Below are 24,358 nucleotides of genomic sequence, written 5' to 3' on the forward strand. Positions count from 1 at the left end.
CTGACAGGGCCTCATCGCGAGCGAGCTCGCTCCCACAGTTGTTTTGTGTCAGACCTTGAGTACGAGTTTTCCGAAGTTTTCCCCGCTGAACAATTTGGTCAGCGTCTCGGGGAAGGTCTCCAGCCCTTCCACAATGTCTTCCTTGCTCTTGAGCTGCCCCTTGGCTATCCAGCCGGCCATTTCCTGCCCGGCGGCGGCGAACTGCGCGGCGTAGTCCATCACCACGAAACCTTCCATGCGGGCCCGGTTGACCAGCAGTGACAGGTAGTTGGCGGGGCCCTTCACCGCTTCCTTGTTGTTGTACTGGCTGATGGCACCGCAAATCACCACGCGGGCCTTGAGGTTCAGGCGGCTGAGCACGGCATCCAGGATGTCGCCCCCGACGTTGTCGAAATACACATCCACGCCTTTGGGGCATTCGCGCTTGAGGCCGGCGTGGACGTCTTCGTTCTTGTAGTCGATGGCGCCGTCGAAGCCCAATTCATCGACCAGGAATTTGCATTTGTCGGCACCGCCAGCGATGCCCACCACACGACAGCCTTTGATCTTGGCAATCTGCCCGGCGATGCTCCCCACCGCACCGGCGGCGCCCGACAGCACCACGGTCTCGCCGGCCTTGGGCGCGCCGACCTCCAACAGAGCGAAATAAGCGGTCATGCCGGTCATGCCCAGGGCGGACAAATAACGTGGCAGCGGTGCCAGTTTCGGATCGACTTTGTAGAAACCCCTTGGCTCGCCGAGGAAATAATCCTGCACACCCAGGGCACCGTTGACGTAGTCCCCGACCGCGAACCCCGGGTTGTTCGAGGCAATCACTTGGCCGACACCCAGCGCCCGCATCACTTCACCGATGCCTACCGGCGGGATGTAGGACTTGCCCTCGTTCATCCAGCCGCGCATGGCCGGGTCCAGGGACAGGTATTCGTTCTTCACCAGGATCTGGCCGGCTGCCGGTTCGCCCACCGGTACTTGCTGATAGGTGAAAGTCTCGCGGGTCGCGGCGCCTACCGGGCGTTTGGCGAGCAGGAACTGGCGATTGGTCTGGGCAGTCATGGTTGGCACTCAAGATGAATGAAGACTTGTTGATAGACCTTCGAGGCGTTTGCCGCAAGGTTCGCCGCCCCAGCGAATGCACTTCGATCCAACCCAGTGATAGTGCCTCCAGGGCCCTTATCACTGGCGCCCATGAATGTCCAACCGGCATCTGGATAGTGCTGCCGTGCCGCGCCAGGCTGTGGCTACACTGGCGCGACCCCGCATTCTTCGAGGAACAGACAATGAGCATGACGTTTTCCGGACAGGTCGCCGTGGTAACCGGCGGCGCCGCCGGCATTGGCCGCGCCACGGCCCAGGCGTTCGCGGCAGAGGGCCTGAAAGTGGTCGTGGCCGACCTGGACGTGGCAGGCGGCGAGCGTACGGTGCAGTCGATTCGCGATGCGGGCGGCGAAGCGGTATTCGTGCGCTGCAACGTGACGCTGGAAAGCGATGTGCAGCAGCTGATGGACCAGGTGATCAAGACCTATGGGCGCCTTGACTACGCCTTCAACAACGCCGGGATCGAGATCGAGAAGGGCAAATTGGCTGATGGTACCCTCGATGAGTTCGACGCGATCATGGGGGTCAATGTGAAGGGCGTCTGGTTGTGCATGAAGTACCAGTTGCCCCTGCTGCTGGCCCAGGGCGGCGGTGCCATCGTCAACACGGCCTCGGTGGCGGGCCTGGGCGCTGCGCCGAAGATGAGCATCTATGCCGCTTCCAAGCACGCTGTGATCGGCCTGACCAAATCGGCCGCCATCGAATACGCCAAGAAGAAGATCCGCGTGAATGCAGTGTGTCCGGCGGTGATCGATACCGACATGTTCCGTCGTGCCTATGAGGCGGATCCGAAAAAGGGCGAGTTCGCCAATGCCATGCACCCGGTGGGGCGTATCGGCAAGGTCGAGGAAATCGCCAGCGCCGTGCTCTATTTGTGCAGCGATGGCGCGGCGTTCACCACCGGCCACTCCCTGGCGGTGGACGGCGGCGTCACGGCGTTCTGAGGACGTTTCCCTGAGCTTGTAGGAAGAAGCCCGCACTGGTTGCGGGCTTTTTCTTTGGCCGGGGGAAACATCCTCGGAGCGGCCTATCAATGTGTTTCAAAGGGTGAGAATCGGCGGTTTTGGCGACGTTGTCGTACATCGTTCGCGGGTGGCCTGTGCTTAACTGTTTCCGGAAATAAAACAAACGCTTAGGAGTTTGGTTACTCATGGAGTTGAGAATCGACCGGCAGGCCTTGGTGCCTGTCGTGCAGCAAATCGTCGACGCACTGACCGGCTGGATCCGACAGGATGCGGTGCAACCGGGGACTCGCCTGCCGTCCGTGCGCCAACTGGCGCGGCAGAACCTGCTCAGCCAGTCCAGCGTCAATGAAGCGTGTGAGCGCCTGGTTGCCCAAGGTCTGTTGGCGTCCCGGCATGGCTCCAGCTTTTTTGTCGCGCCAGCCGCCACATCCGGGCACGCGTGCATCGACCCGGATCGGCGGCAGGATAGGCCCGCCGAGGGCGGTGATTCCCCGTCCGGGGCGTTGAAGCTGGGGTGTGGCGGGTTGCCCGAGAGCTGGCGTGAAAGCGATGACCTGGGTTATGCGATCCGGCAGGTCACTCGCACCGACATGGCGGGGTTGTTCAACTACAGCACGTCGCTGGGGCTGCCCGCCCTGCGTGAGCAACTGTCCAGGCGCCTGAAGCAATTCAATATCGAGGCCGATAAAGACCTGATCCTGACCACCACCGGGGCGACCCATGGGCTGGACCTGATCGTGCGGACACTGTTGCAGCCAGGCGCCTGCGTGGTGGTGGAGAGCCCTGGCTATTCAAGCCTGTTCGACCTGCTCAGGTTGCACAAGATCGATATGATCGAGCTGCCCAGGACCCCGCGCGGTCCGGACGTCGATGTGTTGCAAGACTTGTTGGCGACCCACCGGCCCAGTGCGCTGTTCGTCAACAGTGCCTGTCACAACCCGACCGGCAGCAACCTGGCCCCGGCCGTGGCCCAACGGTTGTTGCAACTGACGAAGCAACACGCCGTGCTGGTGATCGAAGACGACGCCTATGGCGACTTCCAGAACTCGGCACGGACCCGGTTGGCAGCGCTGGATGCCGACGTGGTCTACGTGGGCAGTTTCTCGAAGACCCTGAGCAGTTCGTTGCGCGTCGGTTTCGTGGTGGCCGGGCCGTCCATCATCGCGCGCCTGAGCGAGGTCAAGGGCATCACCAGCATGGGTGGGTCGCGGTTCTGTGAGTCGGTGCTGGCCAATCTCCTGGCCAATGGGGCCTATCGCAAACTGGTCCAGCGCCAGCGCCAGCGTTTGGGCGTCGATACGGCGGCGTTGTTGCAGGTATTGGAGGATGCCGACTGGGAGGTCTTTGGCAAACCGGCCGGCGGGCTTTTCATTTGGGCAAGACCGCCAATCAGTGACTACGCTGGATTACAGCGTCTGGCCAAGCGGTTCGGCGTATTGTTGTCTTCGCCCACGGCCTTCAGCCCTTCGGGCGCCGACAGCGACTGGCTACGGATCAACGTAGCCTATGCCCGTGATCCCCGGGCGCTGGGTTTTTTCCGGGCCGCGGCTCTGGATCGACCTCAAGTGTCCTGAAAACGACGCGGCTGTAGCTTTTTGCCATTATTCCGACGCCAGCATCTTGTGTTGCAGGGCGTCTCGTTGCGAATCTGCAATCAACACACACTGGCAGAGGACTGAGCGCAATGATTTCGGCCGTGCAAGGACGTTTTGCCAACCTGGGTATGGCAAAAAAACTGGGTATCGGATTTGTCCTGGTGCTGCTGTTGACCGCTGTGGTCGCGGCCATCGGCGTCTGGTCCCTGCAGACCATCAGCTATCGCTTCGATGGCCTGAAGCAGATGTCGTCCCTCAACAGCGGGTTGCTCAAGGTCCGGCTGCTGGAGCAGGAGTACGCCTCGCGCTCCGACCCCAAGACGGCCGATGCCCTGCGCCAGGGTGTCGACGGGCTGCTGGCCCTGGCGAACGAGCTCAAGGCGCAGTCGCCTGCCAACGTGCCGGTGATGAACGACGTTGAACAGGCGCTGGGCGCGTATCGCAAGGCATTCGACGAGTTTGTCGGGTTGAGCCAGAGCAAGGACCTGGCGCTGGAAATGGCCAGTTGGTCGGTGTCCAGCGTGGCCAACAATCTCGACGTATTGCAGGCCGGGCTGGCGGATGACGGTACCTATGCCTTGAAGGACTCCGAAGGCAAGGAAGGGGCCGAGTTCATCGAGCAGGCCAACCAGATCAGCGAAGTGTCGCGGTTGATGTTGCAGGCCATGAACGAAGCGCGGGTCCGTTTGGACCAGAGCCGCAAAGGCAATGTCGAGGGCGCCGGAGAAGGTAGCATCGAACAGGCCGAGCAGGCCATGAAACTGGCTGAAGCGCTCAAGACTACGGTCAAGGACCCCGGTTACCAGACCGTGCTTAATGAAGTGGCCGGGCATATCGCTGGGTTCAATGAGCAACTGGCCGAGTACACCGGCCTGTTGGCGAAGGAAAAAGTCGTCTACCAGCAACTGCACGAGCGTGCCGACCAAGTGGTGGCGCGGGTCGACCAGGCCTTCGGTGCCGAAGACCAGGCCATGCAGACCGAACTGAAGAAGAATTCGCTGCTGATCATTGGTTCGTCGGCCTTGGCGTTGCTGGTGGGATTGATCGCGGCGTGGGTCATCACCCGGCTGATCGTGACGCCGCTGCGCAGTGTCATTCGTGTTGCCCAGCGGATCGCGGCGGGTGACTTGAGCGCCACGGTGGAAGTGACGCGCCGGGACGAGATTGGCCAGTTGATGCAGGCGATGCAACAGATGGGCGCAGGGCTGAGCAGTATCGTCAGCGGCTTGCAGGCCGGGATCGAGCAGTTGGCCAATTCGGCGCAGTCGCTGTCGGCTGTGACCGAGCAGACCAACCTGGAAGTCAGCAGCCAGAAAGAGGAAACCGAGCAGGTCGCCACGGCCATGAACCAGATGACGGCCACCGTGCACGATGTGGCGCGCAATGCCGAAGAAGCGGCACAAGCGGCCCAGACGGCCGACGACAAGGTCGAAAGCGGCCAGCAGGTGGTGCGCCAGAGCATGGTGCGCATCGAACAACTGGCCGATTCGGCCACGTCGGCCAGTTCCAGCATCGAAAGTCTCAGCGCCGAGATCCAGAACATCGGCACGGTGCTGAGTGTGATCAAGAGCGTGGCCGAGCAAACCAACCTGTTGGCCCTCAACGCCGCTATCGAGGCGGCCCGTGCCGGGGAGCAGGGCAGGGGCTTCGCGGTCGTGGCCGATGAGGTGCGGGCCCTGGCCAGGCGCACGCAACAGTCCACCGAGGAAATCGAGCGACTGGTGAGCGCCTTGCGTTCAGCGGCCCAGGCTTCTGTGCAGCAGATCCAGAGCAGTGGCGAGCTGGTGAAGATGGCGGTCAGCGACGCGCTGCAGACCGAGAGCGCGTTGGGCAGCATTGCGGCGGCGGTGTCGTTGATCCAGCAGATGAACCAACAGATCGCCGCGGCAGCCGAGCAGCAGAGCTCGGTGGCCGAAGAGATCAACCGCAGTGTCACCAGCATTCGCGCCAGTGCTGATCAATCGTCCCTGGCGATGCGCGGCAATGCCGCTTCCAGCATCGAGCTGGCGCAGTTGGGGGTTGAGTTGAAAGGAATGGTGGGGCATTTCAAGTTGTGACGCAGTAACGAGAGCTTGTTACGAGAGGGCATCCGTTGGGTGCCGCGCCCTCATGGGGCGGTATGAACTTGTGAGCCGTAGGAACCGTAGGAGCTGTCGAGTGCAACGAGGCTGCGATCTTTCCCCTAACGCTTGAGTCTCAAGCGAAAGATCAAAAGATCGCAGCCTCGTTGCACTCGACAGCTCCTACAAGCTCGTACTTTCGCCACGATGAGGCTGCGTTGCCTCAGTCGTAGACTTTCTTCTTCTTCCACTCGTCGTTTATTTCGTCGTCCTTCAAGCCTTCGGTCAACTGGTTGACCTCGCCCTCGACCGGCTGGGTGCTGGCCAGGACCTGGGCATTGGCGCGGGCCAGGAGTTTCTCCAGGTAGGCCAGTTGTTCGGCGTAGACCTGTGGTTCCTGTTGCTTGCGCAGGTACTGCACGCCGCGCTCGAAGGCCAGGCGAGCCTGACCGGGTTGTTCTTGCTGCAAAGCCTGCTGGCCGAGGTTGTTGAAGAACTCGATGTGCAGCAGCACCAGGATGTGCCGCACTTCACGGATCCAGCGCTTGGCTTCGTTGGGCGGCAGGAAACCGTCCTGGGCGGCGCGGGTGATCTGGCCATGCAAGGCCTCGAGCAGAAAGCGAACGTCCTTGGCCTTGGCTTCGGTCTGGATCGGTGCCGGTGGATTGCTCACCGGGATCGACTCCCCCTGGGCAGCCAGTGCGCTCAGTTCATCCAGGCGTGCCTTGACCGCGGAATTGGTTTTTTCCAGGTTCAGCAGGCGCTGGCAGACATTCATCTCGAGGCGCGTCATCAACAACTTCAGGGCAGGGGTCATCAACTGCCCGGGGAATGTTTCGGTGAGCTCGCCACAGCGACGCATGCGGTCGTTGAGTTCTACCTTGGTGCGGGCCTTTTCCAGCTTGTTGTTTTCCACCACGTGGTTCATGTAGCCAATGGCGATCAACAGGGCGATCCCGGCTACGACGAGCAGGGTGATCATGAGTGGTGTCACCGGTAAGACCTCTTTATTAGGGTACGCATGTCATGAGTGTAGTGGCTTGGCTTTTAAGCGCATAGGCCCGAGCGACGTGATTAGACGGGCGTCGTGCTGTTTATAGGATGCATGATCGGGTAAGAGCACATTGCCATCATTTGTCGGGCGCGACTATAGCGTCTCGGCGGGCGACAGAATATAGGCGTCAGAGACCGGACGAGCAAAATGCGCGGATCGCCCCCAAACCGGGCGAAGTCATTGATTTAAATAAATTTATATCTGGGGGTTGACGACCCTTCAATCCATCCATAGAATGCGCGCCACTTACAGCGTAAAGCACTCAGCCAAACGCTCTAGGCAGTGAATGTTGTACGTGTGTCCCCTTCGTCTAGTGGCCTAGGACACCGCCCTTTCACGGCGGTAACAGGGGTTCGAGTCCCCTAGGGGACGCCAATGCGGGAATAGCTCAGTTGGTAGAGCACGACCTTGCCAAGGTCGGGGTCGCGAGTTCGAGTCTCGTTTCCCGCTCCAATTTTAAACAGTGTTGCTTTCGGGCAGTGCTGAGTGAAGCCAGAGCCGACATCTTCGGATGCGGATTTGGGCACTGAAATACACACCATGTGTTTCAGTTAGCGTGTCCCCTTCGTCTAGTGGCCTAGGACACCGCCCTTTCACGGCGGTAACAGGGGTTCGAGTCCCCTAGGGGACGCCATTTGCGGGAATAGCTCAGTTGGTAGAGCACGACCTTGCCAAGGTCGGGGTCGCGAGTTCGAGTCTCGTTTCCCGCTCCAAATTCAAAAAAACGCCGCTCATACGAGCGGCGTTTTTTTTATGCGCGTGAAAAGACCATTCAAGATGCATGGATCTTTAACCAGCGATTTTCGTTGTCTGAGGGGGCTTGCTGCGCTTTACCTTAATAATGAAGGTGAAGCGAAAGTACTTCATGCAAAACTTAAGGTAAAACGCTCAGGAAGATTAATAGTTCATTCCTAAAAAAAAGCACTTCTCCTAACCTTCCAGTACCCATTCTGGAGGTGCGCTTATGTTGATTTTTGTTAAATCGATGGTCATTGGGCTATGCATTGCAGCCCCTGTGGGGCCTATTGGGCTGTTGTGCATACAGCGAAGCCTCATGCTGGGTTGGAGAGCCGGTTTCGCAACGGGATTGGGGGCCGCCACTGCCGATTCGATCTACGGATTCATCGGGGCCCTCGGGGTCACGGCCATCATCGCGACGCTGATCAGCTTCAAACCTTGGTTGTGTATTTTTGGTGGACTGTTCCTCGCCTACATTGGCTATCAGACAATACGATCGAAGGGGGGCGCGACCGCTATGGCAGGTGAGCGTGCCAACATGTTCAAAGCCTACTCGACCACGCTGTTCCTGACCCTGTCGAACCCCATGACCATCTTGTCGTTTATCGCGATATTTGCCGCGTTGAGCGATGGTATGGCCAGCGACCAAGGCGGCCAGCACGCCTTGCTGCCGATGGTGACCGGTATATTCCTGGGCTCGGCTGCCTGGTGGCTGGGCTTGAGCGGGTTCTCCTCCCTTTTCAAGGCGCGGATTGCCGAATCGAAGCTAAGGCTGATCAACTATTTTTCGGGGGCGACCATCACCATTCTGGGGGCCTACCAGGTCGCCGCTGGGGTCATGCTGGCCACGGCAACCTGATGGAGAGCAATGCATGAAAAGAGCTCCTACTGCAGCCTGGACTCGACATACGCCCTGAAGCGGCTTATTGCTTGGGTGACGTCTGGGGCGGTGGCATTGCTGAATGAAAGCCTGACCTGATTAGCCGCCTCATTCGTCAGCGAAAATAAAGTGGTGGGGAATACGATCACCTTGAACTGTTGGGCGCACTCGCGCATTTCACAATACCCAAAGGCGAAAGGCAGTTGCAGATTGATGAAGAAGCCGCCTGCCGGCCGATTCCAGCTGACCGTTCTTTGGGCGCCGGCCTTGAGTGGGAATTCACGCTCGAGGCATTCAAGCATGTGGTCTCTTTTCTGCGTATAGGACAACACCCTGGGTTGGTTCAGCTCTTTCAGCGAGTAGTTGTTCTCGATCAGCAAGCCGGCGGCGACCGCTTGGCACAGGGCAGGGGTGTTGACGGTAATCAGGCTTTTGGCCTTGCACAATCGGGCGCTGAATGACATGACGCCGGCGCCCTCCGGCGCGACCACATAACCCATGCGCAAGCCCGGAAAAATCGATTTGGCAAAGGAACCCAGCAAGAACACTCGACTGCTGTCGATGGACTTCATGGACGCAATGGCATCGCCTTCGTACCTGAAGTAACGGTAGGCCGTGTCTTCAAGGACGAAAAAATTCTTTTCACTGGCCAAGGAAAGCATGGCTGTCCTGGCGTGATAGGAGAGGCTGTCGGCGGTCGGGTTGCTAAAGTCCGGAACGGCATACAGTGCTTTGATTTTTTCCCCCCTGGATTCAAGTTCTTCAATGATTCTGCGCAGGGCGATCGGGTTGAGAAAAGCCGCCATGGGGACGGGGACTATTTTTATGCCCAGCAGTTTTGCGATGCCCGTGATCCCGGAAAACACCGGGTCGGGCACTAATAAAATCCCGCCGCCTTCAAAAATGGACAGGAGCGTCAAGGTACAGGCTTCCTGAAACCCCAGGCACACCACGATGCTTTCAGGGTTGGAGACGGTTATCCCTTCATCCACCTGCAGATAGGTGGCGATTGTTTCATTGATGATTCCCGAGGTTTTTCCATATTGGCAAAGCAGCGTCGCCAGTGACTGCCCAGTACCGGCAACGTGACGTTTGTATTGGGCCAGGCCCCTGTCGATGAGCGACGGGTCGCACTGCTGGTCATCGGGTCGACCGGAGGCCAGTGAAATGGCCTCCGGGTTTTCCTGGGCGATGGAGTTCAGAAGGTGGATGACGTTCAGGAGGGGGTCTTCGAATATCGTGTTCTCGAATGCGCTGGACACTTTCGCTTCTCCATAAAAAAAGCAACGAGCCACTGAAGGCTCGTTGCTTGTGATGACACGCTAGGCAGGATCGAGTGAGCTTTGCTGATCGATCCTGCTTTCCATGGTTTCGAATGCCTGGAGCAGGTCCTCCTTGAGGTCTTCCAGATCCTCCAGGCCAAAGCACAATCGAACCAGGCCTTTCTCGATGCCCATGTCCGCTTTTTCCTGGTCCGTCATCGAGGCGTGGCTGCCACTGAAGGGCTGGGCGACCATCGAGGTCACGCAGGCCATTCCGGTGCCCGTGCCAAACCATTTGAGCGCGCGGGTGAACGTTTTGTAAAAGGGCACCAGATCGGGCCGAATATCAACGAACACAATGCCGCCATAACCGGTCAATTGCCGGCCATCGATGCGTGGGTAATAGACATGCTCGATAAACGGCAGCTCGCGCAGATAGTTGAGCATGCTTGCTGTCGTCTGGCTGTGTTTTTCCATGCGCAGGTTGAACGTCTGCATGCTTCTGCGCAGTAACCAGGCGCTATTGGGAGTCAGTATCGTGCCTGAATAAAAGCGGCCCTCGAGGAGACGGTTGTAAATCGTCTCATTGTCGACCAGCACCAGGCCGCCCATGACATCACTGTGTCCAGAGAAGTATTTGGTGGCGCTGTACAGGGAAATGTCGGCGCCAAAATTCAACGGCTTCTGGAATATCGGCGTGGCCCAGGTATTGTCAACGACCACCAGCGCCTGCGGGTTGTGTTGCTTGACGGCCCTGCTGACCGCATGGATATCAATGTCTTTCAGGAAGGGATTGGTCGGTGTTTCGAAAATGACCATGTCGACGTTCGCCGGCAAGGCCTTCAGGCCCTCTGCCGTGGTGAGATCCAGAATCGTCAGGTGTGCGCCGATACGTGCCGCATAGCGCTGGAACAATTTATAGGAGCAGCCATAGATGTATTTGTTGATGACCAGCGAAGCACCCGGTTTCAACAGTTCCAACACCATATAGATCGCGCTCATCCCGGTGCTGTAGGCCAGGGCATACTCACTGCCCTCCAGGGACGCGACGACCTGTTCCAATTCCGTCACGTTGGGATTGGCTTTCCTCGAGTAGAAGAAGGCCGAGTCGGCGTTGAAAGCGCTGCACTGATAAATAGGCGTTACCGAAGGATGGGCGTCCCGGTCATCCACCTTGATATGAAGTATTTCAGTAGACACTTTCATGCTTGGCTGACCAGTTTGATGACCTGTTCATACATGTTTTGCTTGCCCTCGTAACCCACGGTCGGGGTGATGTCATTTTGCGAAATACCAATTTCTTCAATCGACTCTGTCGGGAAGTGGGCCCTGTCGAACACTTCATGAAGGTTCGAATTCACGCCGTTGGGGAGCCAGACCTCCGGGCCTGTTTCATCGATGCGAGCCTTGGCAACGATGAATCGATAGCTTTCATGGGGGCGCAAGGTCAGTGATTTCCAATCGCTGTTGTGCCCGTCCGTATAGTTGCGTCGCAGGTAGACGGTCTGTTCGAAGTCTTCGGTATTCAGCACTTGGGCGTGCAGCGACACAATGTCTCCGTGCCACTCGAACTTTCGCTTCTCGTAGGCGCTCAACGCGTCCTCGCGCAACTCGACAGGGGCATTCGCCTGGTGTTCGCCCAGCAATTTGAAATGCGCATCATGTCCGCACTGAGAGCAGCATCCTTTGCTGTCCAACCCGATGATTTCGGCGTTCAAGCCATAACGGGTGACGAGCAGGGCGTTACAGTGGTTGCAACTGGTATTGGTCCCTTCGACGTCATTCACGTTACCCAGGTAGACGTGCTCAACGCCCATGCTCCGAGCAACGTCCCGAGCCTTCAGGAGCCTGTCCACAGGCGTACGGATGCTGTTGCTCATCTTGTAGTCGGGGTGAAACCGGACGAAGTGCAGCGGTACGTTCGGGCCCAGTTCATCCAGGACCCACTGGCTGATTTTCCTGGCCGTTTCCTCGTCGTCGCTGATGTCGGTCACCATCAAGGTGCTGACCTCGACATATTTGCCGGCGTCATAGACTTTCTTGATACCCGCCAGGACGGGCTCCACCCAGCCGGTGGTGACCTTGCGGTAGTATTCCGGGGAGATGGATTTCAGCGAAATCGAGAAAATATCGATGACCGGCAATAACTCATCAATGGCCTCTTCGCTGATGAAGAATGCCGATTTATAAAGGTTGATCAGGCCCGCTTCCTTGGCCAGCTTCGCTGTGTCGAGGATGAATTCGTGCCAGACAACGGGATCGTTATACGTCCAGGAAATGACGCGTATGCCGTGTTTGAGTGCGGTTTCCACCACCTGCTCGGGGGTGTAGTAGTAAACGTCCTTGTCGGTGACGTACTTGGCCTGCGATGTCTTCCAGTTATGACAGTAACCGCAGTTGAGCATGCAGCCGATATTACCCAGGGACAAGATTCTCTCCCCGGGGGCAAAGTGGAAAACGGCTTCGGTTTCAATTGTCTCCTCAGTGCTGTGGACGCCTTTACCGTAGTTCAATGTAACGAGCCTGCCCCCACGGTTTCCGCGCACTTTGCAAAAACCTAGCTTGCCTTCCTGGATCACACAGTTGCGCGGGGAAAGATGACACTTCACAGCGCCCCCGGGGAGTATTTCTTCCAGTTTTGCCGGGCTGCTTTCCAAGGTCCAGTTTTTATTTTTTGTAGTGTCCATCTTTCACTCCTCATCACGGAAGTTATCATCATTGGCATCGGTTTAAAAAAATCGAGGCGAAACGATCCTGCCGCCCTGCAGGGCAGTCATAGTTGTAGATTTATTAGTAAGCGGATGAAGCGCTCATCAATCCATAGTTTTTAAGTGCAAAGCGCTTGGCATTCATGTTCATGAACGGTTGAATAAGTGGGCCGATCACCAGCAGAAATGCAATCGTGCCGATACCGAAGGGCCCGCCTAAAAGCCAACCGCTGGAAAAGATGCCGATTTCAATAATCATTTTGGCTTTGGTGAACGACCAGTTCCATTTGGATACCATGGTCAATACCACCAGGTCCATGATCCTGATGCCGATACCGCTCATGATGATCAAGGCGGAGGAGTAGGCACACAGCATCAGCCCCGAGGCCAATAGCGCGTACTCATTCATTCTGACGATCAAGTACTCTCCGAGCCCCAGCCACGACCAGAGATCGATCAGCAGCCCAGTCAACGTCGTTGTAATGAAGGGACTTATCGGTGGGTATTTTTTGTTCCAGAGCACCCACCATGTCAGGAAAAACAGCGATACGATCGCCGAGCAAACGCCCATGCCCAGCATGAGTATTTTATCGATCGAGATGATCAGGACATCTAAAGGGTCAGTACCCAGTTGACTAATGATGAAGCACTTGGCGCCCAACGAAAAGAAACCGACACCCATCAGGTACATCAGTAACTGATCTTTCTTGAAATGCCGGAGACTTAGGACTTGCGTGCCAATGTGTTGAACGAGCGGGTGAGGTTTTTTTTCACACTTTTTCTTTTCATCTTCCATGCGAACACCATCCCTGGAGAGAATATTATGAGTGCGTCACGCTAAAGAACAGGGCCGTTGATTGCCCGGATTCTTTTCAGGCTTTTCAGGCTGGAAATAGACTAGCGCCATGCTTTATTTTGGTGCATGCTTTTTTTAATGAAAAACGCGGGCTTTTCATTAAAATTTATACTTTTAACCGGGGAAAACGCACATGGATCGTATAGACGTCAAAATCCTGGGTAAGGTACAGGACTGTGGTCGGATTTCCATCACAGAGCTTTCCAAGCACGCGGGGCTTTCTATTCCTGCCACCAATGACAGGTTGCGCAAACTGGAAGACTCCGGGGTCATCAAAGGCTATTGCGCTCAGTTAGATCCAACCAAGCTGGGATATGGCATATCGGCGGTCGTTGGCATCACCACCCTCAAGCCGGCGAAAGCCAAATTGATAGCGACACTCACCGACATACCCGAAGTCGTCGAGTGCCTGCACATCACGGGGAATGACTCCTATCTGATCCGCATTTACGCCAGGTCCATGGCTGAGATCGAGGACATTATTGCGAAAATCAACGCGTACGGTGAGACGCGGACCAGCATTGTCCTGTCCATTCCTATCGAGAGAAGAAAACTCGCCCCGTGAGTCAGGGCGCCTGTCGGGCAGGGGCGGGGAGTCGATCGACGAGGTCGCTCCCCGGCCATGGGCGTCCGGTCTAGCCCTGGCACGGGTGGGAATGCTTATGGAAAGATGGCGATAACGGTACAAAACCTTTTACCCCTCGAGGCTGTGCACCAGGTTTTCAATCGCTTCCAGGGCGGCTTCATCCGGTGGCTCCGGTGCCGGATGTGCGTTGCGCATCTGGTACGCGAGACGGTATTCACTGGGCGTGCAACTGGCGTATTGCTTGAAGGCGCGAGCGAAGTAGGAAGGGTCCTTGAAGCCGGCCTCGTAGCCGATGCTGGTGATGGGCATCTGGCTGTTATCGAGCAGCTCCTTGGCGAAGCTCATGCGTTTGTTCAGCACGTAGTCGGTGAAACCGAGGCCATTGGCTTCCTTGAACACCCGGCTGAAACGAAACGTCGTCATGCCGCAACGCTTGGCCAGGTCGCGCTGATCGATGCTGTCGCGAAAATGCTGGTCGATGTACAGCATGATGTGGCTGAGGGCCTGGTGCTTCTGGTGCCCGGAGGTCAGGCGAATGCTGTCCGGCAGGGTCGGGGAGTGGTCGATCTGCGAGGTCTTTGCTCGGCCATTGGCATTGCGGCGCAGCTCGCACAGTTGCACCACGGCCGTGAGGTAGCGCTTTCTCTCGGCGGCGGACAAGGGCAGCACCATGTATTCCCAGACGCTGGAGCGCATGGCCCACACCGCCAGCTCTTCGGAGTGCTGCACGGTGAACATAGTGATGGGCGTGCCAGGAGCGGTTCGCTTGATCTCCAACAGGCGTCGCAGGCCCGGCGTGTCCGGGCGATCGAAATGGATGCAGATCATGTCGACCTGTTCCGCGCTGGGCAGCATGGCGTTTTTTGCCAGTGTGCAGTCGCACGTGTCCTGGAACAGGGAGACGAGTTCCGGGGTGGACCGATCATGGGTCAGATCGACCCATAACAGCGTTGGCTTTGCAGTCGGATTGGACGCCATAGGACGACTACCCACAGGTGCTTGCTGCCCTTTAGCTAGCAGTATTGCCACTGTGCCATCATTTCGCCGAATAAATTTTTATAAAAGTCCGATCGTTTAGCGCCATCCGTCGTCATGGGACGCCCGTTCGCGTTGCCCAGGCTGGATTTCCCGCCCCGGCGCCTTTCCTGTCCGGCGCAAAAAAATCCTAGCGATGTGCAAAATCCTCCTAACGGCGATGACCACCTGCTGACTAGGGTTGCATCAGGCAGTTCGCAATGTACTGCCCTTGATAAAACAACCCGATGAGGTGTGCGAAATGACTCTTCAAACAATCAAGGCTTCGGTGCTGAAGTTCGCCAAAGATGAAGATGGCCTGACCATTGTGGAATACGCCGTGGCCGGTGGGTTGATCACCGTGTTGGTGGCCGCCGCGTTCGTGCTTCTGGGCGGTGCCGTGAACACCAAGATCCGTGCGCTGTGCCAGGCGGTCAACGGCAACGTTGCCTGCTGACAGCGGCAACTTGCAGTGAAGGGGGCACGGTCACTTTCAAGGAAAACCGCTTGCGACTCTTTTGCAGTGAGTACAACGAATCAATCAAATGGACTTCGCGCTGTCCCCTCCCATCAAGTTGGTAACAGTACTTCTGACCCGCGTGAGGTTCATGAAATGACTCTCCAGACAATAAGCACTTCGATCAGCAAGTTCGCCCGAGATGAAGACGGCCTGACCATCGTTGAATACGCGGTGGCGGGTGGCTTGATCACGGTGTTGGTAGCGGCGGCCTTCGTCCTTCTGGGCGGCGCCGTGGACACCAAGATCCGGGCGCTGTGCCAGGTCGTCAATAGCAACGTCGCCTGCTAACGAAAATCACCCCAGGGAGACACATCATGTCCATGGAACTGCTGGTGTCGACGGTCCTGCTGCTGGGACTGCTGGGTGTGGCGGTGGTGAGCGATCTGCTTCGCCACCGCATCCCCAACACATTGGTCCTGTTGGGCCTTGCCCTGGGATTGGCCGGCCAGGTGTATACCGGCGGGATCGGTGGCCTGGGCGACAGCCTGTCGGGCATGCTGATCTGTTTCGCGCTGTTCCTGCCCATGTACGCCGTCGGGGGCATGGCCGCCGGCGACGTCAAGCTGATGACCATGGTCGGCAGCTTCCTGCCTTTTCATTACGCACTGTGGGCGGCGCTGTTCAGCCTGATCGCCGGCGGTGTGTGCGGTTTCCTGATCGTCCTGGCCCGCGGCCAACTGCTCCAGACCCTGGGACGCTACTGGTTGATTGTACGAGCCCAGGCCTATCTGGCGCCGACTGCGGATGAAGCGGCGGGCAAACCCTTTCCCTATTCGATCGCGATCCTGATCGGCACTTTGAACAGCGTTTACTGGCAATTGGTTGCCGGCGGCTGGGGAGTCTAGTCATGCACGTCATCAACGATAGCGATGCCTACCCCAGCGAACGGGAAGCGGTGCAACGCCTGGCACCCCAGCCATGCACCATTCGCGACACAGGCCTGACCGACAGTTTCCTGGGGGAGCTGGTGTGCAAGCATCTGCACGACGCCGGTGTGCTGGACATGTCGCGGCTGGTCGAGCGCCTGGCCCTGACCGGCGCGGTGTTGGAGGAAGTCCTGGCGTTCCTGCGCAAGGACGGTCGTGTCGAAGTGCTGGGCCAATTGGGGCAAACCAGTGGACAGACGCTGCGTTATGGCCTCACCGAGCGCGGCCGCAGTTCGGCCCGTGATGCCCTGGCCCGCAGTGGCTACATCGGCGCGGCACCGTTCCCGGTGAGCACGTATCGCTCGCTGATCAAGATCCAGACCATCCACCACGGCCGCATCACCGCCAAGGACATGGGCCAGGCCTTGGCCGGCCTGGTGCTGAGCCAAGGCATGCTCGACCAGTTGGGCGTCGCCCTGAATTCCGGGCGGGCGATCATGATCTACGGGCCGGCGGGCACGGGTAAGACCTATGTCAGCAGCCGATTGATCCGGCTGTTCGCCGAGGCCATCTGGGTGCCCCATGCCATCGTCATCAACGAGTCGGTGATCGAGATCTACGACCCGCAGGTGCACCAGCGCCTGGACGACAATGGCCAAGCGAATAACTTGATGCTCAATGAAGGCATCGACCGCCGGCTGCTGTGCTGCAAACGCCCGATCGTCATCACCGGCGGCGAGTTGAGCATGGAGCAGTTGGACGTGCGCTACGACCCGTTCACCCGGCAATACCAGGCGGCGCTGCAGCTCAAGGCCAGCAACGGCCTGTTCATCATCGATGACATGGGACGCCAGCGCATGGCCCCTGCGGAGTTGCTCAATCGCTGGATCGTGCCCATGGAGGAGAAGCGCGATTTCATCAATCTGGGCGGCGGTCGGCATTGCGAGCTGCCGTTCGACCTGGTGCTGGTGTTTTCCACCAACCTCAATCCCCTCGAACTGGCCGACGAGGCCTTCCTGCGGCGCATTGGCTACAAAGTGCAGTTCGGCTACCTCAAGCCCGAGGATTACGAACGCATCTGGCGCCAGGAGTGCGAGCGCCTGGGCATCCCGTATGACCCGCTGTTGGTGCGCCATGTCCTGCAGCGGTTGTATGCAAGCGAAGGCATGCCGCTGGTGCCTTGCCATCCCCGTGACCTGTTGAACATGGCGCTCGATCGCCAGCGTTACCTGGGCGGCTCCGGCCCCCTGTTGCCGCAAGAGCTGGAATGGGCCTGGCACAACTACTTCGTTCAGCTCGACTTCCTTTGATCTGGAGATACCGACATGAGCTCTCGTACGCTTCCGCTGATAGGCGTTTCCCTGGTAATGGGCCTTGGTGCCGCATGGATGGCTGACGCCTGGCTGAGCGCACGACTCAACGCGTCCCCCGATGATCATCTGCGAAGCGTGGTGGTCGCCACGGTGGAAATCCCCTTCGGGCAAATGGTCGAGGCCCAGCAAGTCACCACGGTGCGCATGCCCATGGACACGATCCCGGACGACGCTTTCGATGCCAGCGAACAGGCCGTGGGCAAGATCGCCACCTTCGACATCCTGCGTGGCGACATCGTGCGAGGCGCGCGTCTGAGTGAGCACTTGGGCGGCAGCACCCTGGCTTCGCTGATCGCGCCGGACAAACGCGCCATTTCGGTCCGTGTGGATGATGTGGTCGGCGTAGGTGGCTTTCTCTTGCCGGGCAACCGGGTCGATGTATTGGCGACCAAGACCACCAGCGCCGGCAGCAACAGCGCCACGTCCCGGACCATCCTGGAAAACCTGCGGGTGCTGGCGGTGGACCAGACGGCGGGCACCGACAAGACCCAGCCGGTGGTGGTGCGGGCCGTGACCCTGGAAATGTCGGCCACTGAAGCCGAAGCGCTGGTCACAGCGCAAACCGAAGGCAAGCTGCAATTGGCCTTGCGTAACCCATTGAACCTGGAGAAGAAGGCCGTGGCCGTTGCGCCGCCAGTCCCTGCACCGGTCATGGCGATGGCCGCCCCGGTGCCAAAACCTGTGGTACAGCGCAGTGCCAAGCCGCAAGGCGGGGCGATCACGCTGATCCGCGGCGTTGAAAGCAGCGTGATCAATGTCCGCTGAATGACGCCTCCATGCCAGGCCCGTCCGGGCCGTGGCGATGCCGATCCCCAGACGTTGTAGATGAGGGCTCGATGATGAATGCCAATATCCGGCGCCAGGGAGGGGCGGTGAGTGTACTGATGGTGATCGCGCTGGTAGCGATTTCCATGATGGCGGCCTTGGCCCTGGATGGCGGGCACATGCTGCTGAACAAGACGCGCCTGCAAAATGCGGTGGATGCCGCGGCCTTGGGCGGGGCCAAGACCCTGAGCCAGGTGAGTGGCGGCATCAACATGGCCAGCAGCACCCGCGCGGCGGCCCTGGACACGCTGAACAGAAATGCCAACGCCTCAGGCAACACCGAGCTGGCCACCGCGGTCGCCGGCAACCCGGGCGCGTTTGCCGTGGTGGAACTGTCCAGCAGCGTCTACGGCCCGTTCTCCTATCCCGGGCCTGCCGATGCCAAATACGTGCGGGTGTCGGTGTCCAGTTATCAATTGAACGGGTTTTTCTGGAGTTTCGTGCAAACGATGGGCAGCGCCGGCTTGGGCAACAAGCGCGTGGCGGCGATTGCGACGGCAGGTCCCAGCCCCACCTCGCCTTGTGACCTGGCGCCGTTGATGGTGTGTGGCGATCCCACTCAATACAACCCTGGCGCCGGAAACTTCTGGGGGTATCGATTTGGCGACCTGGAGGTCTTGAAAACGGCGGCGGGAAACACATCGCCCATTGGGCCGGGCAATTTCCAATTGCTGGATTTCGGCTCGGGCGGCAGTGCGGTCCGGGAGGACCTGGCCGGCGGTGGCTCGGTTTGCCGCAGTGTCGGGAGCAACGTCCAGACGGCGCCGGGCAATAAAGCCGGCCCTACTTCCCAAGGCTTGAACACGCGCTTCGGTATCTACAACGGTCCGGTCAGTTCTTCGGACTACCCACCGGACCTGGTCACGGCGTCGAGCACCCCGGCGATGACCTACAACGATGCGCTCTCCCAGGCGCAATACAAAGGCAAAGCCGTCACTTCGAGCAACGGCGATCTGTCGGCGGGCGGCGAGGCGATACAGGACTACAACGACTGGCGGGCCAAGGTCGCCGCCTGTGTGGCGGGGGGCGCCAGCGGCTGCCAAAGCAACGGGGTTTTCGAGCGCCGGATGCTGAAGATCGTGATTGGCAATTGCACCGGCAAGCAGGGCGGTTCCACCTCGATTCCGGTCCTGGGGTTCGGCTGCTATTTCGTTGTGCAGCCGGTGGATGGCGGGGGCTCGGACTCGCTGGTCTTCGGCCAGTTCGTCAAGGAGTGCGAGGGCGATAACGTACCCGGCCCCACGCCGTCCAGCGATGCCGGCCCGCAGATCATCCAACTCTACAAAACCTATCTCAACGGCAGCGGCACTCCGAGCACCGACTCGTAGGAGGCGTCATGGGACTTTCTCAGTTCAAACCCGCGCAAGCCCAACAAGGCGTGGCGCTGGTGGAGTTCACCCTGGTGCTGCCGTTGTTGCTGTTGTTGCTGCTGGCCTTCGGCGAGTTCGGCCGCATGCTCTACCAGTACAACGTGCTGTTGCAGGCCAGCCGCGATGCCGACCGCTTCGTCGCCAGCCAGGCCTGGAACTCCACCCTTGGCACCGTTGCCTTGGGCAGCACGCTCCTGACCCAGACGAAAAACGTCGCGGTGTATGGCGTGCCCAGCGCGACGGGAACCGCCGCGGTGTCAGGCTTGACCACGGCGAATGTGCAGGTCGCCGCCGACGGCAGCGATCATGTGCGCGTCACCATTACCTACACCTTCTGCCCGGTGATTGGCGCGGGCAACTGCACGGGTTCGATCCCCGGTTTTTTCGGCAATGCCATTCCACTGGGCATCCAGTTGGTGGCGACCACTGTCATGAGGGCGCTGTGATGAATCACAAGCACATGCGCGGCACTTACATCGTGGAGTTTTCCTTCGTGGGCTTGCTGGTGTTCATCCTGCTGTTCGGCGTGGTGGAAATGGGCCGGCTGTACTTCACGGTCAATGCGCTGGATGAAGCGGCGCGCCGTGGCGCGCGGCTGGCGGCGGTGTGCAATGTCAGCGATCCGGTGGTCTTGCGCCGGGCCATCTTCAACGCCGCGACGGACGCCGGCACCAGCCAACTGATCGGCAACCTGGCGACCTCGAACCTGGCGCTGACCTACCTGGATGTCAACGGTGCCGTGGTAGCGAACCCTACCGACACGTCCGGTGCCACCGGCTTTCGAGCCATTCGCTATGTCCGGCTGAGCGTGCAGAACTTTGTTTTCAACCTGTTCATTCCCGGCTTGGGCGTGCCCATTACCTTGCCCACGTTCAGGGCAACCTTGCCACGCGAAAGCCTTGGGCGTCATTCCGATTCCGGGGAGATCACACCATGCTGAACACCAGGGAAAATCCGCTTTCGACCACCGCTGGCAGAGCCGGGCTGCGGATACTGATCAGCAGTCGCGATGCTACGTCCCTGCGCGACCTGCAATGCGTCTGCCAGCGCATGCCTGGCCTTGAGGTGAGCACGCGCCTGGTCAGCAACGGCCATGTCGATCCGCTCTACGGCCTGGACCGCATGCCCGACCTGCTGCTGTTGCGCGTCAGCCATCTGTGGCGCGAAGAACTGTCGGCGTTGCTGCAACGGCCCGCCCATGAACGTCCGCCGATGCTGGTGTGCGGTCCCTTGGGCGAGCAGGAGGGCATGCGCCTGGCGATGCAGGCCGGTGCCCGGGATGTGCTGCCCGAACCCGTCGCCGATACGGAGTTGGTGGCGGCGCTGAATCGCCTGGTGGCGGAAGTCCGTCTCGGCAACGGCAACGAAGGGAAGCTGGTCGCGGTGATCAGTGCCAAGGGCGGCTCGGGCGGAACCCTGGTGGCGTGCAACCTGGCCCAGCAGCTCAGCGCCCGGGCAGGCAATACGCTGTTGCTGGACATGGACCTGCAATTTGGCAGCGTGACCCATTACCTGGACGTGGCCCAGTCCCACAGCCATCTGGAAGTGCTGCAGCAGATCGATGAGATGGACAGTGTCGCGCTGCGGGGTTTTTGCAGCCACTTCAGCCCGACCCTGCACGTCCTGGGAGGCCGGGCCGGTGAGTTGTGCCTGCCCCAGGATGCCCAACCCGAACAGCTCGACGCCCTGCTGCAACTGGCCCGCGCCAGTTATGACTGGGTGGTGGTGGACCTGCCGCGGCAGATCGATCACCTCACCGGTTCGGTACTGGAACAGGTGGACCGGGTGTACGTGGTGGTGCAACAGAGCGTCAGCCACCTGCGCGATGCCAGCGCCCTGGTGCGGATCCTTCGCGAAGACCTGGGCGTGCGCGGGGAGCAGTTGCAGATCGTGATCAACCGCTATGACAAAAACGCCGCCGTCAGCCTCAAGGACATCGGCGAGGCCCTGCGCTGCGTGAACCTGTCGAAATTGCCCAATGACTTCAACCTGGTCAGCCAGAGTCAGAACACTGGCGTGCCGTTGGGGCTGCATGCGCCGAAGGCGGCCATCACCGTTGCCTTGCGCGATTTGACCGAAGACCTGGTCGGTCACCAGATGGCCACGGACAAGGGCCTGCTTAAACGTGCCTTCAACCGTTTTTTCGGGGGATGACCCATGATCAGCGACTTTCGTAACCGCTTGCGCAAACAGCCCGCCAAACCTGGCGCCACCGCAGGCGCCCAGCCCGGCGACGGCTTGCCGGACCCGACGGATGCCTTGATGGCCTGGGAGCAGGCCATCCCCGACGTGCTGTATGAAACCCGCAGCCAGGTCACCCCGGTGGAGGCCGAATGGCGGGAAAAGATCTACCAGCAACTGCTCAAGGTCATGGACCTGTCGTTGCTCGATGCCCTCGAACAAGTCGAGGCCACGCGGCAGATCCGCGATATCTGCCAGCGCCTGCTCGAGGAACATTCGGCGCCAGTGAGTACCGTCAGCCGGCAATTGATCATCAAGCAGATCACCGACGAAGTGCTCGGTCTCGGGCCGCTGGAACCGCTGTTGGCCGACCATAGCGTGTCCGACATCCTGGTCAACGGGTTTGCCTCGGTCTATGTCGAGCGCTTCGGCAAGCTGCAACGCACCGACGTGCGGTTTCGCGACGACCAGCATTTGCTGAACATCATCGACCGCATCGTGTCCAGCCTGGGACGCCGTATCGACGAGTCTTCGCCGTTGGTGGACGCCCGGCTCAAGGACGGTTCGCGGGTCAACGCGATCATCCCACCCCTGGCCATCGACGGTCCGAGCATGTCGATCCGGCGCTTCGCCGTGGACCTGCTCAACACCGACAGCCTGATCCAGGTCGGCACCATGACCCCGGCCATTGCCTTGCTGCTCAAGGCTATTGTGCGCGGGCGCCTGAACGTGCTGATCTCCGGCGGGACCGGCAGCGGCAAGACCACCATGCTCAACGTGCTTTCCAGTTTCATCCCCCACAACGAGCGCATCGTCACCATCGAGGATTCGGCCGAGCTGCAACTGCAACAGCCCCACGTGGTACGCCTGGAAACCCGGCCGTCGAACATCGAGGGGCGTGGCGAGGTGAGCCAGCGGGAATTGGTGCGAAACAGCCTGCGCATGCGCCCGGACCGGATTGTCATCGGTGAGGTGCGTGGTGCCGAGGCGATGGACATGCTCACGGCGATGAACACCGGCCACGACGGTTCGCTGACCACCATTCACGCCAACACCGCACGGGATGCGCTGGGGCGAATCGAGAACATGGTGTCGATGACCGGGGCGACATTTCCGATCAAGGCCATGCGTCAACAAATTGCCTCGGCCATCGATGTGGTGATCCAACTGGAGCGTCAAGAAGACGGCAAGCGACGCGTGGTGAGCATGCAGGAGATCAACGGGATGGAAGGGGAGGTCATTACCATGACCGAAATTTTCTCCTTCGTGCGCCAGGGCATCGGCGAGCACGGCGAGGTGCTGGGGGAATATCGGCCCAGCGGCATGATCCCGGCCTTCCGCGATGTGCTGGCCAAGCGCGGCATCGAGTTGCCGCTGACCTTGTTTCGCCCTGAGTGGATGGAGGGCCGCACGTCATGAACAAGATCCCCAGCGAGTTCATCCTGATTTTCCTTGGCATGGTGTTCATCGCCGTGTTCCTGCTGTCCCAGGGCGTGGTGGTGCCGGTGTTCGGCGAAGCCGGCAAGATGCGCAAGCGTATTCGCGGGCGCCTGCATGTGCTGGAGAAGGCCAACCACTTGCCCAACATGCAAACCGTGTTGCGGCAAAAATACCTGACGCGCCTGTCACCCCTGGAAGCCCGCCTGGAACAACTGCCGTTCATGGCCAACCTGACGCAACTGATCGAGCAGGCCGGCCATGAATACCGGGCTTATCGGGTCATGCTGCTCGGTCTGGTCCTGGGGGCGGCGGCCGGAGCCTTGGTGCTGATGGTCTCGCCGGTCTGGTGGATGGCGCTGCTGGCGGCGTTTGCACTGACCTGGGCGCCGGTGTTGAAAATCCTGCGTGACCGCAACAAGCGCTTCGCCGCGTTCGAGGAAGGTTTGCCGGATGCGCTGGACGCCATGTGCCGGGCCTTGCGCGCCGGGCACCCATTCAATGAAACCCTGCGTCTGGTCGCCGAGGAGCACAAGGGGCCGGTCGCCCAGGAATTCGGCATGACGTTTTCCGACATCAACTATGGCAACGACGTGCGCCGGGCCATGCTCGGGCTGCTGGAGCGGATGCCGAGCATGACGGTGATGATGCTGGTGACCTCGATCCTCATCCACCGCGAGACCGGCGGCAACCTGACCGAAGTGCTGGAGCGCCTGAGTCGGCTGATTCGCGGGCGTTTCCGGTTCCAGCGCAAGATCAAGACGTTGTCGGCGGAGGGGCGCATGTCGGCGTGGGTGCTGGTGGCGATCCCGTTCGTGCTGGCGATCGCCATCGTGCTCACCAGCCCCAGCTACATGCCCGTGCTGATCAATGACCCCATAGGGCACAAGCTGATCATCGGCGCGTTCTGCGCCATGTTGATCGGGATTTTCTGGATAAGAAAGATCATCCGGATCCAGGTTTAAGCGCTGTT

At 59.6% G+C, this 24,358-nt stretch carries 23 protein-coding genes, 4 tRNA genes and 1 pseudogene; 21 read left to right on the plus strand and 7 right to left on the minus strand.

The genetic code is table 11. From position 1 onward, the window contains the following. Positions 1 to 48: 48 nt before the first annotated feature. A complete protein-coding gene (locus BLU85_RS17725) occupies positions 49 to 1,053 on the minus strand; it encodes an NADP-dependent oxidoreductase (RefSeq protein ID WP_092201838.1) in 1,005 nt (334 codons plus the stop codon). 224 nt (positions 1,054 to 1,277) lie between these two features. Between BLU85_RS17725 and BLU85_RS17730 the strand changes: the two genes are divergently transcribed. The 4 genes and pseudogenes from BLU85_RS17730 to BLU85_RS31755 all read left to right on the plus strand — a co-directional run bounded on the left by BLU85_RS17730 (position 1,278) and on the right by BLU85_RS31755 (position 5,712). Continuing rightward, positions 1,278 to 2,039, plus strand: a complete 762-nt coding sequence (locus BLU85_RS17730) for an SDR family oxidoreductase (protein ID WP_092201840.1) — start codon at positions 1,278 to 1,280, stop codon at positions 2,037 to 2,039. Between the two features lie 206 nt (positions 2,040 to 2,245). Continuing rightward, a complete protein-coding gene (locus BLU85_RS17735; RefSeq protein ID WP_092201841.1) occupies positions 2,246 to 3,634 on the plus strand; it encodes an aminotransferase-like domain-containing protein in 1,389 nt (462 codons plus the stop codon). Positions 3,635 to 4,626: 992 nt separating this feature from the next. Further along, positions 4,627 to 4,803, plus strand: a pseudogene (locus tag BLU85_RS31750) (HAMP domain-containing protein); the annotation flags it as partial. A gap of 204 nt (positions 4,804 to 5,007) precedes the next feature. Beyond that, positions 5,008 to 5,712, plus strand: coding sequence for a methyl-accepting chemotaxis protein (locus BLU85_RS31755; protein ID WP_371914243.1), 705 nt, complete (start codon positions 5,008 to 5,010; stop codon positions 5,710 to 5,712). Between the two features lie 226 nt (positions 5,713 to 5,938). Here the strand turns inward: BLU85_RS31755 and BLU85_RS17745 are convergent, their stop codons facing one another. Then, positions 5,939 to 6,697 (minus strand): hypothetical protein, encoded by a 759-nt coding sequence (locus BLU85_RS17745; RefSeq protein ID WP_072406400.1) that lies wholly within the window; start codon positions 6,695 to 6,697, stop codon positions 5,939 to 5,941. 371 nt (positions 6,698 to 7,068) lie between these two features. Between BLU85_RS17745 and BLU85_RS17750 the strand changes: the two genes are divergently transcribed. The 5 genes from BLU85_RS17750 (at position 7,069) to BLU85_RS17770 (ending at position 8,366) form a co-directional block, all read left to right on the plus strand. Further along, positions 7,069 to 7,144: transfer RNA gene (locus BLU85_RS17750), tRNA-Glu, on the plus strand. A 2-nt stretch (positions 7,145 to 7,146) separates the two neighbouring features. Next, positions 7,147 to 7,222, plus strand: a tRNA-Gly gene (locus BLU85_RS17755). 105 nt (positions 7,223 to 7,327) lie between these two features. After that, positions 7,328 to 7,403: transfer RNA gene (locus BLU85_RS17760), tRNA-Glu, on the plus strand. A 3-nt stretch (positions 7,404 to 7,406) separates the two neighbouring features. Continuing rightward, positions 7,407 to 7,482 (plus strand) — tRNA-Gly (locus tag BLU85_RS17765). 251 nt (positions 7,483 to 7,733) lie between these two features. Further along, on the plus strand, positions 7,734 to 8,366 hold the full coding sequence (locus BLU85_RS17770) for a LysE family translocator (RefSeq protein WP_092201845.1): 633 nt from the start codon (positions 7,734 to 7,736) through the stop codon (positions 8,364 to 8,366). A gap of 26 nt (positions 8,367 to 8,392) precedes the next feature. Here BLU85_RS17770 and BLU85_RS17775 read toward each other — a convergent pair whose 3' ends face one another. The 4 genes from BLU85_RS17775 to BLU85_RS17790 form a co-directional block, all read right to left on the minus strand. Beyond that, a complete protein-coding gene (locus BLU85_RS17775; RefSeq protein ID WP_092201847.1) occupies positions 8,393 to 9,649 on the minus strand; it encodes an aminotransferase-like domain-containing protein in 1,257 nt (418 codons plus the stop codon). A gap of 60 nt (positions 9,650 to 9,709) precedes the next feature. Beyond that, positions 9,710 to 10,855, minus strand: coding sequence for a trans-sulfuration enzyme family protein (locus tag BLU85_RS17780; RefSeq protein ID WP_092201849.1), 1,146 nt, complete (start codon positions 10,853 to 10,855; stop codon positions 9,710 to 9,712). Next, complete coding sequence (gene amrS / locus BLU85_RS17785; protein WP_092168422.1) at positions 10,852 to 12,336, minus strand: AmmeMemoRadiSam system radical SAM enzyme; 1,485 nt, start codon at positions 12,334 to 12,336, stop codon at positions 10,852 to 10,854. Before amrS ends, BLU85_RS17780 begins: the two co-directional genes overlap by 4 nt. 103 nt (positions 12,337 to 12,439) lie before the next feature. Further along, positions 12,440 to 13,153 carry a YczE/YyaS/YitT family protein gene (locus BLU85_RS17790; RefSeq protein WP_060741194.1) on the minus strand — a complete coding sequence of 238 codons (714 nt, stop codon included), beginning with the start codon at positions 13,151 to 13,153 and terminating at the stop codon, positions 12,440 to 12,442. A gap of 193 nt (positions 13,154 to 13,346) precedes the next feature. Here BLU85_RS17790 and BLU85_RS17795 point away from each other — a divergent pair, with 193 nt between their 5' ends. Beyond that, positions 13,347 to 13,778 (plus strand): Lrp/AsnC family transcriptional regulator, encoded by a 432-nt coding sequence (locus tag BLU85_RS17795; protein WP_060741195.1) that lies wholly within the window; start codon positions 13,347 to 13,349, stop codon positions 13,776 to 13,778. A 129-nt stretch (positions 13,779 to 13,907) separates the two neighbouring features. Here the strand turns inward: BLU85_RS17795 and BLU85_RS17800 are convergent, their stop codons facing one another. Continuing rightward, on the minus strand, positions 13,908 to 14,777 hold the full coding sequence (locus tag BLU85_RS17800; RefSeq protein ID WP_092201851.1) for a response regulator transcription factor: 870 nt from the start codon (positions 14,775 to 14,777) through the stop codon (positions 13,908 to 13,910). Positions 14,778 to 15,075: 298 nt separating this feature from the next. On the opposite strand from BLU85_RS17800, the gene BLU85_RS17805 reads away from it, so the two are divergent. The 11 genes from BLU85_RS17805 (at position 15,076) to BLU85_RS17855 (ending at position 24,350) form a co-directional block, all read left to right on the plus strand. Then, a complete protein-coding gene (locus tag BLU85_RS17805) occupies positions 15,076 to 15,270 on the plus strand; it encodes a Flp family type IVb pilin (RefSeq protein WP_008070254.1) in 195 nt (64 codons plus the stop codon). A gap of 156 nt (positions 15,271 to 15,426) precedes the next feature. After that, positions 15,427 to 15,621 carry a Flp family type IVb pilin gene (locus BLU85_RS17810; protein WP_092201853.1) on the plus strand — a complete coding sequence of 65 codons (195 nt, stop codon included), beginning with the start codon at positions 15,427 to 15,429 and terminating at the stop codon, positions 15,619 to 15,621. A gap of 26 nt (positions 15,622 to 15,647) precedes the next feature. Then, positions 15,648 to 16,178 carry an A24 family peptidase gene (locus BLU85_RS17815; RefSeq protein WP_092201855.1) on the plus strand — a complete coding sequence of 177 codons (531 nt, stop codon included), beginning with the start codon at positions 15,648 to 15,650 and terminating at the stop codon, positions 16,176 to 16,178. 2 nt (positions 16,179 to 16,180) lie between these two features. Beyond that, on the plus strand, positions 16,181 to 17,509 hold the full coding sequence (locus BLU85_RS17820) for a P-loop NTPase family protein (protein WP_092201857.1): 1,329 nt from the start codon (positions 16,181 to 16,183) through the stop codon (positions 17,507 to 17,509). Positions 17,510 to 17,524: 15 nt separating this feature from the next. Then, positions 17,525 to 18,337 carry a Flp pilus assembly protein CpaB gene (gene cpaB / locus BLU85_RS17825; protein ID WP_092201859.1) on the plus strand — a complete coding sequence of 271 codons (813 nt, stop codon included), beginning with the start codon at positions 17,525 to 17,527 and terminating at the stop codon, positions 18,335 to 18,337. Positions 18,338 to 18,408: 71 nt separating this feature from the next. Then, positions 18,409 to 19,725, plus strand: a complete 1,317-nt coding sequence (locus BLU85_RS17830) for a TadE/TadG family type IV pilus assembly protein (protein ID WP_092201860.1) — start codon at positions 18,409 to 18,411, stop codon at positions 19,723 to 19,725. Positions 19,726 to 19,733: 8 nt separating this feature from the next. Then, complete coding sequence (locus BLU85_RS17835; RefSeq protein WP_092201862.1) at positions 19,734 to 20,213, plus strand: TadE/TadG family type IV pilus assembly protein; 480 nt, start codon at positions 19,734 to 19,736, stop codon at positions 20,211 to 20,213. Continuing rightward, a complete protein-coding gene (locus BLU85_RS17840) occupies positions 20,213 to 20,707 on the plus strand; it encodes a TadE family protein (RefSeq protein ID WP_092201864.1) in 495 nt (164 codons plus the stop codon). Before BLU85_RS17835 ends, BLU85_RS17840 begins: the two co-directional genes overlap by 1 nt. Further along, a complete protein-coding gene (locus tag BLU85_RS17845; protein ID WP_092201866.1) occupies positions 20,701 to 21,921 on the plus strand; it encodes an AAA family ATPase in 1,221 nt (406 codons plus the stop codon). The genes BLU85_RS17840 and BLU85_RS17845 overlap by 7 nt, the downstream gene beginning before the upstream one ends. A 3-nt stretch (positions 21,922 to 21,924) precedes the next feature. Next, positions 21,925 to 23,367, plus strand: coding sequence for a TadA family conjugal transfer-associated ATPase (locus BLU85_RS17850; protein WP_092201868.1), 1,443 nt, complete (start codon positions 21,925 to 21,927; stop codon positions 23,365 to 23,367). Beyond that, on the plus strand, positions 23,364 to 24,350 hold the full coding sequence (locus BLU85_RS17855; protein ID WP_092201870.1) for a type II secretion system F family protein: 987 nt from the start codon (positions 23,364 to 23,366) through the stop codon (positions 24,348 to 24,350). Before BLU85_RS17850 ends, BLU85_RS17855 begins: the two co-directional genes overlap by 4 nt. Positions 24,351 to 24,358: the final 8 nt, after the last annotated feature.

Origin of the sequence: Pseudomonas sp. NFACC14, assembly GCF_900106885.1 — a bacterium.
GTDB lineage: Bacteria > Pseudomonadota > Gammaproteobacteria > Pseudomonadales > Pseudomonadaceae > Aquipseudomonas > Aquipseudomonas fluorescens_AA.

Excerpts from the sequence above, each read along its gene's own strand:
- BLU85_RS17845 (WP_092201866.1), top strand. The coding sequence starts at position 20,701 with ATGCTGAACACCAGGGAAAATCCGCTTTCGACCACCGCTGGCAGAGCC.
- BLU85_RS17770 (WP_092201845.1), top strand. The coding sequence starts at position 7,734 with ATGTTGATTTTTGTTAAATCGATGGTCATTGGGCTATGCATTGCAGCC.
- BLU85_RS17725 (WP_092201838.1), bottom strand. The coding sequence starts at position 1,053 with ATGACTGCCCAGACCAATCGCCAGTTCCTGCTCGCCAAACGCCCGGTA.
- BLU85_RS17835 (WP_092201862.1), top strand. The coding sequence starts at position 19,734 with ATGGGACTTTCTCAGTTCAAACCCGCGCAAGCCCAACAAGGCGTGGCG.
- BLU85_RS17800 (WP_092201851.1), bottom strand. The coding sequence starts at position 14,777 with ATGGCGTCCAATCCGACTGCAAAGCCAACGCTGTTATGGGTCGATCTG.
- BLU85_RS17810 (WP_092201853.1), top strand. The coding sequence starts at position 15,427 with ATGACTCTCCAGACAATAAGCACTTCGATCAGCAAGTTCGCCCGAGAT.
- cpaB (WP_092201859.1), top strand. The coding sequence starts at position 17,525 with ATGAGCTCTCGTACGCTTCCGCTGATAGGCGTTTCCCTGGTAATGGGC.
- BLU85_RS17820 (WP_092201857.1), top strand. The coding sequence starts at position 16,181 with ATGCACGTCATCAACGATAGCGATGCCTACCCCAGCGAACGGGAAGCG.
- BLU85_RS17850 (WP_092201868.1), top strand. The coding sequence starts at position 21,925 with ATGATCAGCGACTTTCGTAACCGCTTGCGCAAACAGCCCGCCAAACCT.
- BLU85_RS17840 (WP_092201864.1), top strand. The coding sequence starts at position 20,213 with ATGAATCACAAGCACATGCGCGGCACTTACATCGTGGAGTTTTCCTTC.
- BLU85_RS17795 (WP_060741195.1), top strand. The coding sequence starts at position 13,347 with ATGGATCGTATAGACGTCAAAATCCTGGGTAAGGTACAGGACTGTGGT.
- BLU85_RS17735 (WP_092201841.1), top strand. The coding sequence starts at position 2,246 with ATGGAGTTGAGAATCGACCGGCAGGCCTTGGTGCCTGTCGTGCAGCAA.
- BLU85_RS17780 (WP_092201849.1), bottom strand. The coding sequence starts at position 10,855 with ATGAAAGTGTCTACTGAAATACTTCATATCAAGGTGGATGACCGGGAC.
- BLU85_RS17815 (WP_092201855.1), top strand. The coding sequence starts at position 15,648 with ATGTCCATGGAACTGCTGGTGTCGACGGTCCTGCTGCTGGGACTGCTG.
- BLU85_RS17830 (WP_092201860.1), top strand. The coding sequence starts at position 18,409 with ATGATGAATGCCAATATCCGGCGCCAGGGAGGGGCGGTGAGTGTACTG.
- BLU85_RS17730 (WP_092201840.1), top strand. The coding sequence starts at position 1,278 with ATGAGCATGACGTTTTCCGGACAGGTCGCCGTGGTAACCGGCGGCGCC.
- BLU85_RS17745 (WP_072406400.1), bottom strand. The coding sequence starts at position 6,697 with ATGATCACCCTGCTCGTCGTAGCCGGGATCGCCCTGTTGATCGCCATT.
- BLU85_RS31755 (WP_371914243.1), top strand. The coding sequence starts at position 5,008 with ATGACGGCCACCGTGCACGATGTGGCGCGCAATGCCGAAGAAGCGGCA.
- BLU85_RS17855 (WP_092201870.1), top strand. The coding sequence starts at position 23,364 with ATGAACAAGATCCCCAGCGAGTTCATCCTGATTTTCCTTGGCATGGTG.
- BLU85_RS17790 (WP_060741194.1), bottom strand. The coding sequence starts at position 13,153 with ATGGAAGATGAAAAGAAAAAGTGTGAAAAAAAACCTCACCCGCTCGTT.
- amrS (WP_092168422.1), bottom strand. The coding sequence starts at position 12,336 with ATGGACACTACAAAAAATAAAAACTGGACCTTGGAAAGCAGCCCGGCA.
- BLU85_RS17805 (WP_008070254.1), top strand. The coding sequence starts at position 15,076 with ATGACTCTTCAAACAATCAAGGCTTCGGTGCTGAAGTTCGCCAAAGAT.